The organism is Prosthecomicrobium pneumaticum, assembly GCF_014199915.1.
GTDB lineage: Bacteria > Pseudomonadota > Alphaproteobacteria > Rhizobiales > Kaistiaceae > Prosthecomicrobium > Prosthecomicrobium pneumaticum.
This window is the reverse complement of record NZ_JACHOO010000005.1, coordinates 51,422-66,500: the sequence shown is the minus strand read 5'-3', so window position 1 is coordinate 66,500 and position 15,079 is coordinate 51,422. Positions and strand designations below refer to the sequence as shown.

The following is a 15,079-nucleotide window of genomic DNA, read 5'->3' as shown; positions in this document are numbered from 1 at the left end:
ACCGCCTATTCCTCTCCCGCTGCGGCCTCGATCGCCTCCATGTCCTCGTCCGACAGGCCGAAATGGTGGCCGATCTCGTGGATCAGGACATGGGTGACGATCGCGCCGAGCGTCTCCTCGTGCTCGGCCCAATAGTCGAGGATCGGCCGGCGATAGAGCCAGATGCGGTTCGGCGTGCCGCCCGTGCGCGGCACCGCCTCGGCATGGGCGAGGCCTATGCCGACGAAGAGGCCGAGCAGGTCGAACTCGCTCTCGAGCCCGAGCGAATCGAGCGCGTCCTCGTCGGGGAAGTCGGCGACGCGGATCTCGATCTCCGCGATGCGGCTGCGGAATTCGTCGGGCAGAGCGGCATAGGCGATCTCGCCGAGCCGCTCGAAATCCTCGAGCGAAGGCGCCTCGAGCGCGGCGAGCGCTGCGAGGGGGGCGTCACCGGTCCTCATCCCTGCACCGTCGGGGCGCGCTCGATCTCGATCAGGAAGCTCTTCGAGGGGGCGGGCACCGCGAGCGCCTCGACGAGGCGGGGCGGCGAGGGCGTCTTCGCCGGCACGGTCCAGCGCAGCGACAGCCAGCCGCGGCGGCGACCCTCCTGCTTCAGCGCGTCGATCAGGCCGCGGGCGATGCCGCGATTGCGCTCCTCATGGATGACGAAGATGTGGTCGAGCTGGCCGAGCCGCATGCCGGTCATCGCGTCGGGCAGGTCGTAGAACACGGCGAAGCCGACCAGCCGGCCCTCGATCCGCGCGCCGAGCAGCTCGGCCGCCCGGTCGGTCAGGAGCATCTCGGCATAGTACTCGTCGGGCCGCCGCGGCGCGCCGCGCTTCATGTCCTGGACATAGGCGGCGATGAGCGGGGCGAGCTCGCGGGCGTCGGCGAGCGCCAGCTTCTCGATCGCGATCGTCGTCATGGTTCGGGCTTCCTCCTCCGCTTCCGGACCGCTTCCGTGCGGATTCTTGGGCTGAACGCATTCTGAACCGGCCGCTCAGGGGCGGTTCAGCGGCGGCGTCCTAGAGATGTCGCATCAAGGCCGGCGACGCAACCGGCCAGAACCAGAACCCGGAAGGAACAAGGTCATGATCAGGAAGACCGCTCTCGCCCTCGCCACCCTCGTCGTCGCGCTCGGCGCCGGCGCCTCCGCCGCCTCGGCCGCCCCGCATCACGGCCATGGCCACGGCCACGGCCACGGCCACGGTCACGGCCATTACGGCCCCGGCTGGGGCGGGCCCGGCTTCGGCTTTGCCGGCGGGCCGGGCTGGCGCGGCCGGGTCTGCGAGCCGGTCTTCGAATACCGCACCATCCGCACCCGGCACGGCTGGCGCACCGAGCGGGTCTATATCGGCGACCGCTGCTTCCGCCGCTGGTGAGCGCCGCAGGACCGGCGCGTCCCAATGAAGAGAGCCCCGCGCGAGGATCGCGCGGGGCTCTTCGATTCGGCCTCTGCCGGACGGGCGGTCAGCGCCAGTCGCGGATATCGACGAAATGGCCGGCGATCGCCGCGGCCGCCGCCATCTGCGGCGAGACGAGATGGGTGCGGCCCTTGAAGCCCTGGCGCCCCTCGAAATTGCGGTTCGAGGTCGAGGCGCAGCGCTCCTGCGGGCGCAGCCGGTCCTCGTTCATGGCGAGGCACATCGAGCAGCCCGGCTCGCGCCAGTCGAAGCCGGCCGCCTTGAAGATCTTGTCGAGACCCTCGGCCTCGGCCTGCTCCTTGACGAGGCCGGAGCCCGGCACGACCATGGCGTTGACGCCCTCGCGGACCCGCTTGTCGCCGATCATCGCCGCGGCGGCGCGCAGATCCTCGATCCGGCCATTGGTGCAGGAGCCGATGAAGACGCGCTCGACCGCGATGTCGGTCATCTTCGTGCCCGGCTTCAGGCCCATATAGTCGAGCGCCCGCCACTTCGAGACGCGCTTGGTCTCGTCGGCGATGTCGTCCGGGTTCGGCACGACGCCGGTCACCGCGACGACATCCTCGGGCGAGGAGCCCCAGGTGACGATCGGCGGCAGGGCCGCGGCGTCGAGCCGGATCTCCTTGTCGAAATGCGCGCCCTCGTCCGAATAGAGCGTCTGCCAGTAGGCGAGCGCCTGCTCGAAGGCCGCGCCCTTCGGCGCCTTCGGCCGGCCGCGGATATAGTCGAAGGTCTTCTCGTCCGGCGCGATCAGGCCGGCGCGGGCGCCGCCCTCGATCGACATGTTGCAGACCGTCATCCGCCCTTCCATCGAAAGGGCGCGGATCGCCTCGCCGGCATATTCCATCACATGGCCGGTGCCGCCCGCCGTGCCGATCTCGCCGATGATGGCGAGGATGATGTCCTTCGCGGTCACCCCGGCCGGCGCGACGCCATCGACGGTGATCCGCATGTTCTTCGCCTTCTTCTGGATCAGCGTCTGGGTGGCGAGCACGTGCTCCACCTCCGAGGTGCCGATCCCGTGGGCGAGCGCGCCGAAGGCGCCATGCGTCGAGGTGTGGCTGTCGCCGCAGACGATCGTCATGCCCGGCAGGGTGAAGCCCTGCTCCGGCCCGACGATGTGGACGATGCCCTGGCGGTGGTCCAGTTCGGAGTAGTATTCGACGCCGAACTCGGCGGCGTTCTCGGCGAGCGTCGCGACCTGCAGCGCGCTCTCCGGATTGGCGATGCCGTGCGAACGGTCGGTGGTCGGCACGTTGTGGTCGACGACGGCGAGCGTCTTCTGCGGCGCGCGCACCTTGCGGCCGGCAACGCGCAGGCCCTCGAAGGCCTGCGGGCTCGTCACCTCGTGCACCAGATGGCGGTCGATATAGAGCAGGACGTTGCCGTCCGGCGTGCGCTCGACGATGTGGTCGTCGAAGATCTTGTCGTAGAGGGTTTTCGGCTGGGCGGACGCGGACATGGCGTCGGTTCCTCGGATCGGATGAAGGCGGATGGGTGGAGATCGGCCGGGGCGCTGCGGCCCCGTCAAAGTCGATCCGGACCCCGGTCCTCGGTGGCCATCAGCCGGGCGAAGAAGCGCCAGGGCAGCCGGGCGTGATCGTCCAGTACCGCGCGGTGCGCGGCGGGCTGATCGGTTCCGGCGGGGGCGAAGGCCTCGTTCATAACGGCTCTAAATAGCAGCGCCGGACGGGCGAAACAACGGCGCGCCATATTGCGCCGCAGCAGCGAAAAAGAAAAAGGCGCGGCCGGGCCGCGCCTTCGGAAGAAGAAGCGGAGCCCGCTCAGTTCGGGCGCTTGTCCTGCTTCTCGGCGATGCGGGCCGACTTGCCGCGGCGGTCGCGCAGATAATAGAGCTTGGCGCGGCGCACCTTGCCGCGGCGCACCACCTCGATCGAGTCGATCAGCGGCGAATAGACCGGGAAGACGCGCTCGACACCCTCGCCATAGGAGATCTTGCGGACGGTGAAGCTCTCGGAGAGGCCGCCGCCGGAGCGGGCGATGCAGACGCCCTCATAGGCCTGGACGCGGCTGCGGGTGCCTTCGACGACCTTCACGTTGACGCGCAGCGTGTCGCCGGGGGCGAATGCGGGGACGGCGCGGAGCGCGGCGATCGCTTCGGCCTGCTCCTTCTCGAGCTCTTGAATGATGTTCATCGTGATCCACTCCTGCCGGCATGCCGCCTTCGAGGACGGCACAAGCGTTTCGGCGCGCTGTTTTCAGTTGAGGCCCGTCGGCCTGTGCCGCGGGATGCGGCCCTTTACAGGAGAACGCCGGCAAAGTCCACATCCCGCCGCAGCCGTTCGATCGCGGCGAGCACGCGCTCGGGCGTCGCCGGCGGGTCGAGGCGGGGCGGGAGGCGGTAGTCGGCGGTGCTCGCCACCGCCATGCCGAGCGCCTCGAGCACCGATACCGCCAGCATGACCGGCGGCTCGCCGACCGCCTTCGAACGTCCCACGGTGGGGGCCATGTTCTCAGACCATGCGGCGAGCCGGACCTCGAAGACGCGGGGGCGGTCGGAGGCGAGCGGGATCTTGTAGGTCGACGGCGCGTGGGTGCGCAGCCGTCCCTTGCCGTCCCACCACAGCTCCTCGGTGGTGAGCCAGCCCATGCCCTGGATGAAGCCGCCCTCGATCTGGCCGCGGTCGATCGCCGGATTGAGCGAGCGGCCGACATCCTGCAGCACGTCGACCCGCTCGACGGCATATTCCCCCGTGAGGGTGTCGACCGCCACTTCGGCGCAGGCCGCGCCATAGGTGAAGTAGAAATAGGGGCTGCCGCGCCCCGCCTTGCGGTCCCAGGAGAGGCCGGGTGTGCGGTAGAAGCCGGTCGCCGAGAGCGGCACGCGCGCCATATAGGCCTCGCCCACCAGCTCGGCCCAGCCGATCCGCTCTGCGCCGATGCGGACCGCCTCGTGCTCGAAGACGACGGCGTCTTCGGCGACGCCGGCCCGCTCCGCGGCGAAGGCGGCCAGCCGGGCCTTCAGCGTGCGCGCGGCGTCCTGCGCGGCCATGGCGTTGAGGTCGGCGCCGACCGATCCGGCGGTCGGCGAGGCGTTCGGCACCTTGTCGGTGGCGGTCGCCGTCAGGCGGATGCGGGCGAGCGCGATGCCGAGCTCGTCGGCCACCACCTGCGCCACCTTGGTGTTGAGACCCTGGCCCATCTCGGTACCGCCATGGTTCAGATGGACCGAGCCGTCGCGATAGACGGCGAGGAGGGCGCCGCCCTGGTTCATCGCCTTCTTCGAGAAGCTGATGCCGTATTTGACGGGGACGAGGCCGATGCCGCGCTTCACCACCGGCGAGCGGGCGTTCTCCGCGAGGATCGCCGCGCGGCGGGCGCGATAGTGCGAGGAGGCCTCCAGCTCCTCGACGATCCGCAGCATGATGTTGTCGTGCACGTCCTGGTGGTAGGGCGTCTCATTGCGGTCGGGCGCGGCATAGAAATTCGCTTTCCGGATATCGAGCGGATCGCGGCCGAGCGCATAGGCGATCTCCTCGATCATGCGCTCCGCGGCGACGACGCCCTGCGGTCCGCCATAGCCACGAAACGCGGTGTTCGACACCGTGTCGGTGCGCAGCGGCTCGGTGCGCAGACGCACATGCGGATAGAAATAGGCGTTGTCGGCATGCATCAGCGCCCGGTCGGTGACGCCACGCGACAGATCCTCGGAATGACCGCAGCGTGCCGCAAAGACGGCGTCCACCGCCTCGATCCGGCCGTCCTCATGGAAGCCGAGCGCGTAATCGACGACGAAATCGTGCCGCTTGCCGGTGATCGTCATGTCGTCGTCGCGGTCGGGCCGGATCTTCACCGGCCGGCGGAATTTCCGCGCCGCGACGGCGGCGAGCGCGGCGAAGATGGTCGGCTGGGTCTCCTTGCCGCCGAAGCCGCCGCCCATGCGCCGGACATGGACGCGCACGGCATGGGCGGCGACGCCGAGAATATGCGCCACCGCCTCCTGCACCTCGCTCGGATGCTGGGTGGCGGAGTAGAGCAACACCTCGCCATCCTCGCCCGGCACGGCGAGCGCCACCTGGCCCTCGAGATAGAAATGCTCCTGCCCGCCGATCGCGATCCGGCCGGCGATCGTCAGCGGCGCGGCGGCGAGACCGTCCTCGACACTGCCGCGGGCAAGCGTGAGCGGCGGGAAGCTCGGCCCGCGGCCGGCGGCGCGGGCGGCCGCCACGTCGACCACCGGCAGCGTCTCGTCATAGGTGATTCGGGCGCACCGCGCCGCCCGGCGGGCGGCATCGCGATCGGTCGCGAGCACCGCGAAGACCGGCTGGCCGCAATAGCGGATCTCGCCGGTCGAGAGCAGCGGATCGTCGCCCGAACCGCTGGCGCTCATGTCGTTCCGGCCGGGAATGTCGGCGGCGGTCACGATGCCCACGACGCCCGGCGCCGCGGCGACCGCCGACAGATCGAGCGCGGTGATCGTGCCGGAGGCGATGGCCGACAACCCGAAGGCGGCGTGCAGCGTGCCCGCCGGCTCGGGCATGTCGTCGATGAACTCCGCCGTGCCGGCGACGTGCTTGTGCGCCGATTCGTGCGCAACGGCGCGCGCCTCCGCCGCGAGCGGGTTGGTCGAGCCGTCAGCCATCGGTCACCTCGGCCATCGGCACCCGGCCGTGGTGGGCATCGGAGAGACGGGCCGGTGCGCCGGTCGATTCCAGCCAGAAGCGCAGGAGGAGGTTGCGAGCGACGGTCATGCGGTAGCCGGCCGAGGCGCGCCAATCGTCGAGCGGCCGGAAGTCCTCGTCATAACGCGCCATCGCCGCCTCGATCGTGTCGCGCACAAAAGGCCGGCCGATCAGCGCCGCCTCGACGGCGCGCGCCCGCTTCGGGATCGCCGCCATGCCGCCATAGGCGATCCTCGCCGCGACGATCCGCTCGCCGTCGAGGCGCAGGCGGAAGGCCGCCATGACGGCGGAGATGTCCTCGTCGCGCCGCTTCGTCACCTTGTAGGCGGCGAAGCGCGCGTCGGGCTCCAGATGTGGAATGGCGATCGATTCGATGAACTCGCCCGGACGGCGGTCCTGGCGGCGATAGTCGAGGAAGAACGCGTCGAGCGGCAGGGTGCGGCGCGCGTCGCCCCGTCTCAGCACGATCGTCGTGCCGAGGGCGATCAGCGTCGGTGGCATGTCACCGATCGGCGAGCCATTGCCGATATTGCCGCCGATCGTGCCGGCATGGCGCACCTGCGGCCCGCCGATCCGGTCGAGCAGGGCGCCGAGCGTGGGGAAATGCGCGGCGAGCACCGGCCGCGCCGCCTCATAGGTCATCCCCGCGCCGAGCCTCACAGCGCCATCGTCGACCGTGGCGTCACACAGGCCGGGCAGCCCGCCGACCAGCAGAAGGTCGGGCAGGGTGGCGAGCGCCTTGGTGAGCGAGAGGCCGACATCCGTCGCCCCGGCGACGAGCATCGCATCGGGCGATTCGAGGAGCAGGGCGGCGAGGTCGTCGGCGTCCGCCGGGATCACGGCGCGGGCGCCGTCCGCCGCGATCACGACGCGGGCATGATCGGCGAGCGCGGCGAGTTTCTCCGCCATGGCCGCGGTGCCCGCCTCGACGGGATCGGCCTGCCGCGCGCCATGGCTCTCGACCGCCCGCGCCGCCCGCACGATCGAGGCATAGCCGGTGCAGCGGCAGAGATTGCCCTGCAGCGCGCGATCGACCGCGCCGTCGTCGGTCGGGCCGTCCCCGAGCCAGTGCGCCTCGAGCGCCATGACGATGCCGGGCGTGCAGAAGCCGCATTGCGAGCCGTGCTCGGCGACCATGGCGCGCTGCACGGGGTTGAGGCCGCCGGAGGCGCCGGCGAGATGTTCGATCGTGACGAGATGGGCGCCGTCGAGTGCGGCGAGCAGGCCGATGCAGGCATTGATCGGCCGGTAGCGGAGCGTGCCGCCGGCGTCGAGCCGGCCGACGAGCACGGTGCAGGCGCCGCAATCGCCTTCCGCGCAGCCCTCCTTGGTACCGGTCAGGCGGCGGTCGAGCCGCAGGAAATCGAGCACGGTCCGGTGCGGCGGGAAGCCGGCGAGCGTGACGAGATCACCGTTCAGATAGAAGCGGATGGCGGAGCGGACATCCATCGTGCGGCCCGGAAGGAGAGACTGCGCGACTTGGCGCGCCACTGGAATATCGATGGTATACATAAGAGGCGCCGTATCGCAACGGCGGATCGCCGCCGCTCTCCCCGTTCACCAGCCGAGCGGCGCGCCCGTTCCGTCGACGAGGTCGACCGACGCCGCCTCGATCACCGTCGGAAGCGCGGCGACCGCCGCCCGATCGTCCGGGTCGTCGAGCGCGACGATCCGGCAGGCGATGCCGGCCGGCCCCCATTCGACGGACAGACAGCGCCAGAGCGCGTGCGCCGCGGCACGGAAGGGCCGCTCCAGATAACGGCCGCTGCCGTCCTCGGTCTCCATGGTCGCCGAGCGCCGGCTGACGAGAACGAGCCGCGGTTCTGTCCCTGCCGCGAGCTGGCCGCGCAGGAGCGCCGCGAGACGGAAGGGCAGGGCGGTCAACCGGGCGAGCGCGGCGCCGAGCTCTGCCCGGCCGACGGCCTCCGCCGTCCGGTCGGGCGGATCGATCGCGTCGCAGAAGACCAGCCGGTCGATCGGCACGTTGCCGAGCGCCGCCGCCACCGCCTCCGGCGTCGCATCGTCACTCCAGGCGACGGATCGAACGTCATGGCCGGCCGCGGCGTATTCGGCGGCGAGCGCCGCGCCGAGGGCGCTCTCGGTGCCGATGATCGTCACCCGCATCGCATCCGTCCTCACCATGGCACGTCGAGCCCGTCATAGCCGATCACGCGGCCGCTGTCGGAGAGGTCGAGCCCCTCGACCACGGCGCGCATGCCCGCGACGCTGTCCGCCACCTCCATGCCCTGATGGCCGGTCATGTCGGTCTTGACGAAGCCGGGCCGCAGCAGCACGCAGGCGATGCCCTCCGGCCGCCATTCGGTGGCGAGCGATCGCCAGGCCGCGTTGAGCGCCGTCTTCGAGGCGCGATAGGCGTATTGCGTGCTCCAGTCGTTCGACGAGATCGAGCTCATCAGGCTCGACATGGCGAGCGCGAGCTTGCGCTCGCCGGCGCGGAGGTTCGGCTTCAGCGCGGCGACGAGGCGGAGCACGCCGAAGAGATTGGTGTCGAACACCCGTGCGAGTTCCGCGCCGCTCACCGCCCCGAGGGGCAGAGAGAGATCGCCGCTGATGCCGGCATTGGCGATCACCGCGTCGAGCGGCCGGCCGGCGAGTTCCTGCGCCAGCGCGGCGATCGAGGCGTCGTCCGTGATGTCGAGCCGGTGCGGCAGGGCGCCCTCGGCGGCGAGGACCGCCGCTCCGGTGCCGTCGCGGGCCGTGGCGTGCACGGTCCAGCCGGCGGCAACGAACTGGCGGACGAATTCGCGGCCGATGCCACGGCTCGCGCCGGCGATCAGGATGGTGCTCATACGGCTCCTTCGGGTCCGGCGCTCGCGGGCGGGCGGTCGCCCAGTTCGCGGTCGGGCAGGGCGAGCATGGCGATGAAGCAGGCGAGCATCATCGCCGCCGGCACGAGGGCGAGCGGCCAGGCGCTCGCCTGCGGCCCGGCAAGGCCCGCCGCCTCGCCGGTGAGCCCGATCGCCACCGCGATCGTGCCGGTGGTGGCGACGCCGATGCTGCCGCCGGCGGCGCGCATGAAGCTCAGGAGGCCGACCGCGGCGCCGACCTTGTCGCGTCCGGCGGCGTTCTGCGTCGCGACCTGGAACACCGGATAGAGCACGCCGATGCCGAAGCCCATCGCCGCCGTCGCGACGATCACCGCGCCGAGCGTCGGCACGAGCGCGAAGACGAGCGCGAGCAGGAGGCTCGCGAGGAGGGTGGCGAAGGAGGCGATCACGGTGAGGGTGCGATAGCGGCGGCTGCGGGCGAGCATGCGGGCCGGCAGATAGGCGCCGATCGTGATGCCGCCGAGCATGCCGAGCGTGGCGAAGCCCGCCTCGCTCGCCGAAAGGCCGAGGCGCGACTGGAAATAGAGCGGCAAATAGAGCGACAGGCCGATGTTGGAGCCCTGGCAGGCCATCAGGCCGATCGAGGAGAGCAGGATGGTGCGGTCCGTCATCACCTGCAGCGGCACGAGCGGCGCGCGCGCCGTCGCCATGCGGAGCGCGAAGCCGAGCCAGGCGAGAAGGGCGAGGACGGTGAGCCCCGTTCCGGACACCGGAAAGGCGATCAGGCCGGCATGGACGTCGAGCGCGAGCACGCTCGCGCCGGCCGCGACGACGAGAAGAAGCGCGCCCGTGAAGTCGATCTTCCGCGCCCGCCGGGTCGTCGGGTCTTCCTCGAGATGGAGGGCGAGCGCGACGAAGGCGGCGCCGCCGAGCGGCAGGTTGATCCAGAACACCGCGCTCCAGTGGAAATACTGCGCGAGCACGCCGCCCCCCGGGGGGCCGAGCAGGGTGGCGATCGCGAACATGGTCGAGACATAGGCGCTGTAGGCGGCCCGGCGGGTCACCGGCACCTTGTCGGCGATGACGACGAAGGGAAGGCTGATCAGGCCGCCGGCGCCGGCGCCCTGGACGATCCGGGCGCCGATCAGCATCATCATGTCGAAGGAGAGCGCGGCGAGCACCGAGCCGGCGAGGAACAGACCGAGGCTGAGGAAGAGGGTCGGCCGGCGGCCGACGATGTCGGCGAGCGCGCCGAGGATCGGCGACACCGCCGTGACGGCGAGGAGATAGCCGGTCGCCACCCAGGGGAGCAGGTGCGCATCGCCGAGATCGGCGCCGATATCGGCCATGGCCGGCGCGACGATGGTCTGTTCGAGCGCGGCGAGGAAGAGCGTCATCAGGGCGGCGAGCAGCACCAGCCGCTCGCGCCGGACGACATCCCCCGCGGGTTCCGAAAAAGGACCGGCCGTCACGATCGCATGTCTCCGCCGCCCGGCCGGACGAGCGGCCGCCTCCCACAGGCGCGCCGGAGCGCGGCCGCTCGAAGGATCGACGACGGCGTCACGGGCGGCGCGCGCCGAGAATATAGTCGATGATCGCGCTCTTCACATTGTCGATGTGGCGGCCCATCAGCCGGCGCGAGCGCTCGGCATCCTCGCCCGAGACGGCGTCGAGCAGTTCGAGATGTTCCGACGCGCCGGGCAGCAGGCGGTGCGGGATACGGGCGGTGTTGAAGATGTGGGTGCGCCGGCGCAGATCCCGGATCGCCGCGGTCGCCATCGGATTGCCGGCCGCCTCGGCGATGCTGCCGTGCACCATCTCGTCGACCGCCCAGTGATGGGTCGGCGTGATCTCGGCCGTCTCGAGCAGCGCGTCGATCGCGGCGGCGATCCGGGCCGCCTCGCCGCGGCTGATCCGGCCGGTCGCCCGCGCCGCCGCTTCCATCTCGAGCGTGCGGCGCATGTCGAGCGTGTTGACGCAGGTCTCGATGCTCATGTCGCTGACGACGAGTACGCGGCCGTGCCGGCGGGCGACGAGCGATTCCGCTTCGAGCCGGGTCAGCGCCTCGCGCACAGGAGTGCGCGACACCGAGAGCGCTTCGCTGAGCTTGCGTTCCTGCAGCACCTCGCCGGCGGCGAGCACGCCGCCGAGCATCATCTCGACGAGGCGGTTATAGGCGAACTCGGCGAGGCTCGCCTCGGGCGGCGCGGCGTCGAGGCCCGCGACCGTCGGGCCGTCCATCGATCGTACGAGCGTCATGGCGAAGCGCACCTCCGCCCGATCGGTACACCAGTGACATACCGCACGTCAATGCAACGCGAGACGCGGTGGTCGGGCCGGCTGCGAGACCGGCCCGTCCGTCGGTCAGTCGCGCCGCCCGGCGCGGGCGAGCCAGCCGAGCCCGGCGACGGTCTCGCCGGCCGGCCGGTATTCGCAGCCGACATGGCCGGCATAGCCGAGCGCATCGAGCGTCCCGAAGATGCGAAAATCGTCGAGTTCGCCGGTGCCCGGCTCGTTCCGCTTCGGCACCGAGGCGATCTGGACGTGGCCGATGATCGGCATCATCGCCTCGAGCCCCTTCAGCACATCGCCGCGCATCACCTGGCGGTGGTAGACGTCGAACTGCAGCTTGAGATTGGGGCGGCCGAGTTCGCCGATCAGCTCTGCCGCATAATCGAAATCGTTGAGGAAATAGCCCGGCATGTCGCGCGGATTGATCGGCTCGATGACGAGGTCGCGCCCGGCCGCTCCGGCGGCGTCCGCGGCATGGGCGAGCGCATCGCGATAGCGCGTCGCGGCGGCGGCGTCGCGCCGGTCGGCATTGCCCGCCATCATGTGCAGCCGCGGCACGCCGAGCGCCTCGGCATAGCGCAGTGCCGTGGCGACGCCGGCGCGAAACTCCTCGCTCCGCCCCTCGAGCGCGGCGAGACCGCGTTCCCCCTTCGCCCAGTCGCCCGGCGGCAGGTTGAAGAGCGCGATCTCGATGCCGGCGGCGGCGGCCCGCTCGGCGACCGTCTCGGCCGGGAAATCATAGGGGAAGAGGAATTCGACGGCCGGGAAGCCCGCCGCCGCGGCCGCCGCGAAGCGGTCGAGGAAGGCGTGCTCGTTGAACATCATCGAGAGGTTCGCGGCGAAGCGCGGCATCAGCGGGTCTCCGTTCCGGGGGGCGTTTCGCCGGGCAGGTCGAGCCCGGCAATGCGAGCATAGAGCCGGGCGACCGAGGCGTCGTCGTCGCGCGCCATGCCGGCGGCGGCGGTGGCGACGAAGAGCTGCAGCGCCGAGGCGGCGATCGGCAGCGGGAAGCTGCCGCTGCGGCCGATATCGGAGACGATGCCGAGATCCTTGGTGAAGATCGAGACCGCGCTCTTCGGCCGGTAGTCGCCTTCGAGGATGTGCGGCACGCGGTTCTCGAACATCCAGCTCGTGCCGGCGGATTGCGAGATCACCTCGAACACCCGGTCGAGATCGAGGCCGAGGCTCTTCGCGAACACCATCGCCTCGCAGGCGGCGGCGATGTGGACGCCGGCGAGCAGCTGGTTGACGATCTTGAACGAGGCGCCGATGCCGGCCTCGCCGCCGAGCTCGTGGACGGTGGCGGCGATCGCGGAGAGGAGCGGCCGGGCCGCCTCGAAGGCCGCGGGACTGCCCGAGGCCATCACGGTGAGGGCGCCGGCTTCCGCCTTCGCGGCGCCGCCGCTGATCGGCGCGTCGAGATAGTGGAAGCCCGCCTCCTCCGCCCGCGCGGCGAAGCGGCGGGCATCGGCAGGCGCCATGGTCGCCGAGGAGACGATCAGCGCGCCGGGCGCGAGCGTCGCGGCCGCCCCTTCGGGGCCGAACAGCACCGCCTCGGTCTGCGCGGCATTGACGACGACGACGAGCGCGGCGCTCGCCCCGCGCGCGGCCTCGGCGGGCGTCGCGGCGGCGTGGCCGCCGGCGGCGGCGAGCGCGGCGCGACCCGGTTCGGCGATGTCGCAGCCGGCGACGCGGTGGCCGGCGCGGACGAGCGACAGCGCCATGCCGAGGCCCATCGAGCCCAATCCGATCACCGCGACATCGAGTGGGGAGGCCATGACGGACGATCCTTTGTGAATGACAGCGCTGTCATGCTTTTCTCGCATGCCCTCTGGCGCTCCGCAACGGCAATGTGTTAGCGCTGTCATACCCGGATTGCGAGGCGACCGCGAACCCGCGCAGGCGTCCGGCGCCGCTGCGGCGGGCCGAACGCCATGCGAGCCGTGCGAGACCGCGGAAATTCCGGCGGGTGGGCCGCGGGTCCGGCTCCCTTCCGCGAAGGAGGACAGAATGCTCTTGGGCGCGATCGCCGACGATCTGACCGGCGCCACCGACCTCGCCTTGATGCTCGCGCGCGAAGGCATGAAGACCGTGCAGGTGGTCGGCACGCCGCCGCCCGGCTTCGATCTCGGCGACGCCGAGGCGGTGGTGGTCGCCCTCAAATCGCGCACCATTCCGGCCGCCGAGGCGGTCGCGCTGTCGCTCGAGGCGGCGCGGGCGCTGCGCGAGGCCGGTGCCCGCCAGCTGATCTTCAAATATTGCTCGACCTTCGATTCGACCGAGAAGGGCAATATCGGTCCGGTCGCCGAGGCGCTGATGGATTTCCTCGGCGTGCCGCTGTCGATCGCCTGTCCCGCCTTCCCGGCCAACAAGCGCACCGTCTATCGCGGCCATCTCTTCGTCGGCGACCAGCTGCTCTCCGACAGCCCGATGAAGGACCACCCGCTGACGCCGATGCGCGACGCCAATCTGGTGCGCGTGCTGCAGGCGCAGACGCGGCTGCCCGTTGGTCTCGTGCCGCGCGAGGTGGTGGCGAAGGGCGCCGAGGGGATCCGCGCCGCCTTCGCGGCCGCCGTCGCGGAAGGTCCGCGCCTGATGATCGTCGACGCCATCGAGGACGACGATCTGCGGGCGATCGGTGCCGCAGCCGCGGAGATGGCGCTCGTCACCGGCGGGTCGGGCATCGCGATCGGCCTGCCGGAGAACTTCCGCCGCGCCGGCCTGATCGAGGGCCGAACCGGCCCCGCGAAGCTCGAGGCACCGGCCGGCCGCCCGGTGATCCTCGCCGGGTCCTGCTCGGCCGCGACACGGCGCCAGGTGGCGGCGGCGATCGCCGCCGGCCTGCCGGCCCTGAAGATCGAGCCGCTCGCCATCGCCGAGGGCCGCGAGACGGCCGAGACCGTGCTCGCCTTCATCGCGGCGGCGGGCGATGGGCCGGCGCTCGCCTATGCGAGCGATACGCCGGAGGCGGTCGCGAAGGCGCAGGCCGCGCTCGGCGTCGAGCGCGCCGGCGCGCTCGTCGAGCACCTCTTCGCCGAGGTCGCGACCCGGCTCCGGGAGAAGGGCTACACCCGTTTCCTCGTCGCCGGTGGCGAGACCTCGGGCGCGGTCGTCCAGGCGCTCGGCGTGCCGGCGCTCGCGATCGGCCCGGAGATCGATCCCGGCGTGCCGTGGACGCTGAGCCTCGGCGACGACCGGCCGGTGGCGCTCGCCCTCAAATCGGGCAATTTCGGCACCGACGATTTCTTCCTCAAGGCGTGGGGGCTCCTCGTATGACGGCGACGATCTCCGAGGAGACCCGGCTGCGCGACGCGATCGTCCGGGTCGGCGCCTCGATCTTCGACCGGGCGCTGACCTTCGGCTCGACCGGCAATATCAGCGCCCGGCTGTCGAACGGCGAACTCCTGATGACGCCGACCAACGCCTCGCTCGGCGATCTCGATGCGGCACGGCTGTCGCGCTTCACGGCGGAGGGCGTCCATGTCGACGGCGACAAGCCGACCAAGGAGGCGTTCCTGCACCGCTGCATGTATTGCGAGCGGCCGGGCGCCGGCGCCGTCGTCCACCTCCACTCGACCTATTCGGTGGCGGTCAGCATCCTCGCCGATGTCGATCCGGACGATGTCCTGCCGCCGCTCACCGCCTATTACGTGATGCGGGTCGGCACGCTGCCGCTCATCCCCTATTATCCGCCGGGCGACGAGAGCCTCGCCCGCGCGGTCGGCGAGAAGGCGAAGCACCACGGCGCGGTGCTGCTCGCCAATCACGGGCCGGTCGTGTCGGGCGCGACCCTCGCCGAGGCGCAGTATGCGACGGAGGAACTGGAGGAGACGGCGAAGCTCCATCTCCTCCTCGACGGCCGGGCGATCCGGCCGCTCACCCCTGCGCAGGTCGAAGCGCTCAAGACGAAGCGCTGAGGCGCAAGGGTTCGAAGCGGCGCCGGGGGCGCCGC

Annotated in this window: 15 protein-coding genes and 1 pseudogene; 3 read left to right on the top strand and 13 right to left on the bottom strand. The window is 71.2% G+C overall.

The window, feature by feature from the left end; all coding sequences use genetic code 11:
• Positions 1–5 precede the first annotated feature (5 nt).
• Positions 6–440, bottom strand: a complete 435-nt coding sequence (locus GGQ63_RS12565) for a metallopeptidase family protein (RefSeq protein WP_183856350.1) — start codon at positions 438–440, stop codon at positions 6–8.
• Positions 437–904, bottom strand: a complete 468-nt coding sequence (locus GGQ63_RS12560; protein ID WP_183856348.1) for a GNAT family N-acetyltransferase — start codon at positions 902–904, stop codon at positions 437–439. The genes GGQ63_RS12565 and GGQ63_RS12560 overlap by 4 nt, the downstream gene beginning before the upstream one ends.
• Positions 905–1,070: 166 nt before the next feature.
• Between GGQ63_RS12560 and GGQ63_RS12555 the strand changes: the two genes are divergently transcribed.
• Entirely contained in the window at positions 1,071–1,361 is a 291-nt protein-coding gene (locus GGQ63_RS12555; protein ID WP_183856346.1) for a hypothetical protein, read from the top strand.
• An 88-nt stretch (positions 1,362–1,449) separates the two neighbouring features.
• Here the strand turns inward: GGQ63_RS12555 and leuC are convergent, their stop codons facing one another.
• The 11 genes and pseudogenes from leuC to ltnD form a co-directional block, all read right to left on the bottom strand.
• Positions 1,450–2,865 (bottom strand): 3-isopropylmalate dehydratase large subunit, encoded by a 1,416-nt coding sequence (gene leuC, locus GGQ63_RS12550; protein ID WP_183856344.1) that lies wholly within the window; start codon positions 2,863–2,865, stop codon positions 1,450–1,452.
• Between the two features lie 65 nt (positions 2,866–2,930).
• Positions 2,931–3,068: a hypothetical protein gene (locus GGQ63_RS12545; RefSeq protein ID WP_183856342.1), complete on the bottom strand. Its 138-nt coding sequence runs from the start codon at positions 3,066–3,068 to the stop codon at positions 2,931–2,933.
• Positions 3,069–3,196: 128 nt separating this feature from the next.
• Positions 3,197–3,559: pseudogene (gene rplS / locus GGQ63_RS12540) on the bottom strand (50S ribosomal protein L19); the annotation flags it as partial.
• A gap of 104 nt (positions 3,560–3,663) precedes the next feature.
• On the bottom strand, positions 3,664–6,006 hold the full coding sequence (gene xdhB / locus GGQ63_RS12535; RefSeq protein WP_183856338.1) for a xanthine dehydrogenase molybdopterin binding subunit: 2,343 nt from the start codon (positions 6,004–6,006) through the stop codon (positions 3,664–3,666).
• A complete protein-coding gene (xdhA, locus tag GGQ63_RS12530; protein ID WP_183856336.1) occupies positions 5,999–7,495 on the bottom strand; it encodes a xanthine dehydrogenase small subunit in 1,497 nt (498 codons plus the stop codon). Before xdhA ends, xdhB begins: the two co-directional genes overlap by 8 nt.
• Before the next feature lie 108 nt (positions 7,496–7,603).
• Entirely contained in the window at positions 7,604–8,170 is a 567-nt protein-coding gene (locus tag GGQ63_RS12525) for a Rossmann-fold NAD(P)-binding domain-containing protein (RefSeq protein ID WP_183856334.1), read from the bottom strand.
• An 11-nt stretch (positions 8,171–8,181) separates the two neighbouring features.
• Positions 8,182–8,856 (bottom strand): SDR family oxidoreductase, encoded by a 675-nt coding sequence (locus GGQ63_RS12520; protein ID WP_183856332.1) that lies wholly within the window; start codon positions 8,854–8,856, stop codon positions 8,182–8,184.
• Entirely contained in the window at positions 8,853–10,307 is a 1,455-nt protein-coding gene (locus GGQ63_RS12515; protein ID WP_183856330.1) for an MFS transporter, read from the bottom strand. The genes GGQ63_RS12520 and GGQ63_RS12515 overlap by 4 nt, the downstream gene beginning before the upstream one ends.
• An 88-nt stretch (positions 10,308–10,395) precedes the next feature.
• Complete coding sequence (locus GGQ63_RS12510) at positions 10,396–11,094, bottom strand: GntR family transcriptional regulator (RefSeq protein ID WP_183856327.1); 699 nt, start codon at positions 11,092–11,094, stop codon at positions 10,396–10,398.
• Between the two features lie 105 nt (positions 11,095–11,199).
• Entirely contained in the window at positions 11,200–11,979 is a 780-nt protein-coding gene (gene otnI / locus GGQ63_RS12505; RefSeq protein ID WP_183856325.1) for a 2-oxo-tetronate isomerase, read from the bottom strand.
• Positions 11,979–12,905 carry an L-threonate dehydrogenase gene (ltnD, locus tag GGQ63_RS12500; protein WP_183856323.1) on the bottom strand — a complete coding sequence of 309 codons (927 nt, stop codon included), beginning with the start codon at positions 12,903–12,905 and terminating at the stop codon, positions 11,979–11,981. The genes otnI and ltnD overlap by 1 nt, the downstream gene beginning before the upstream one ends.
• Positions 12,906–13,137: 232 nt before the next feature.
• Between ltnD and otnK the strand changes: the two genes are divergently transcribed.
• Both otnK and otnC read left to right on the top strand, forming a co-directional pair.
• Positions 13,138–14,403 (top strand): 3-oxo-tetronate kinase, encoded by a 1,266-nt coding sequence (otnK, locus tag GGQ63_RS12495; RefSeq protein ID WP_183856321.1) that lies wholly within the window; start codon positions 13,138–13,140, stop codon positions 14,401–14,403.
• A complete protein-coding gene (gene otnC, locus GGQ63_RS12490) occupies positions 14,400–15,044 on the top strand; it encodes a 3-oxo-tetronate 4-phosphate decarboxylase (protein ID WP_183856319.1) in 645 nt (214 codons plus the stop codon). Before otnK ends, otnC begins: the two co-directional genes overlap by 4 nt.
• Positions 15,045–15,079: the final 35 nt, after the last annotated feature.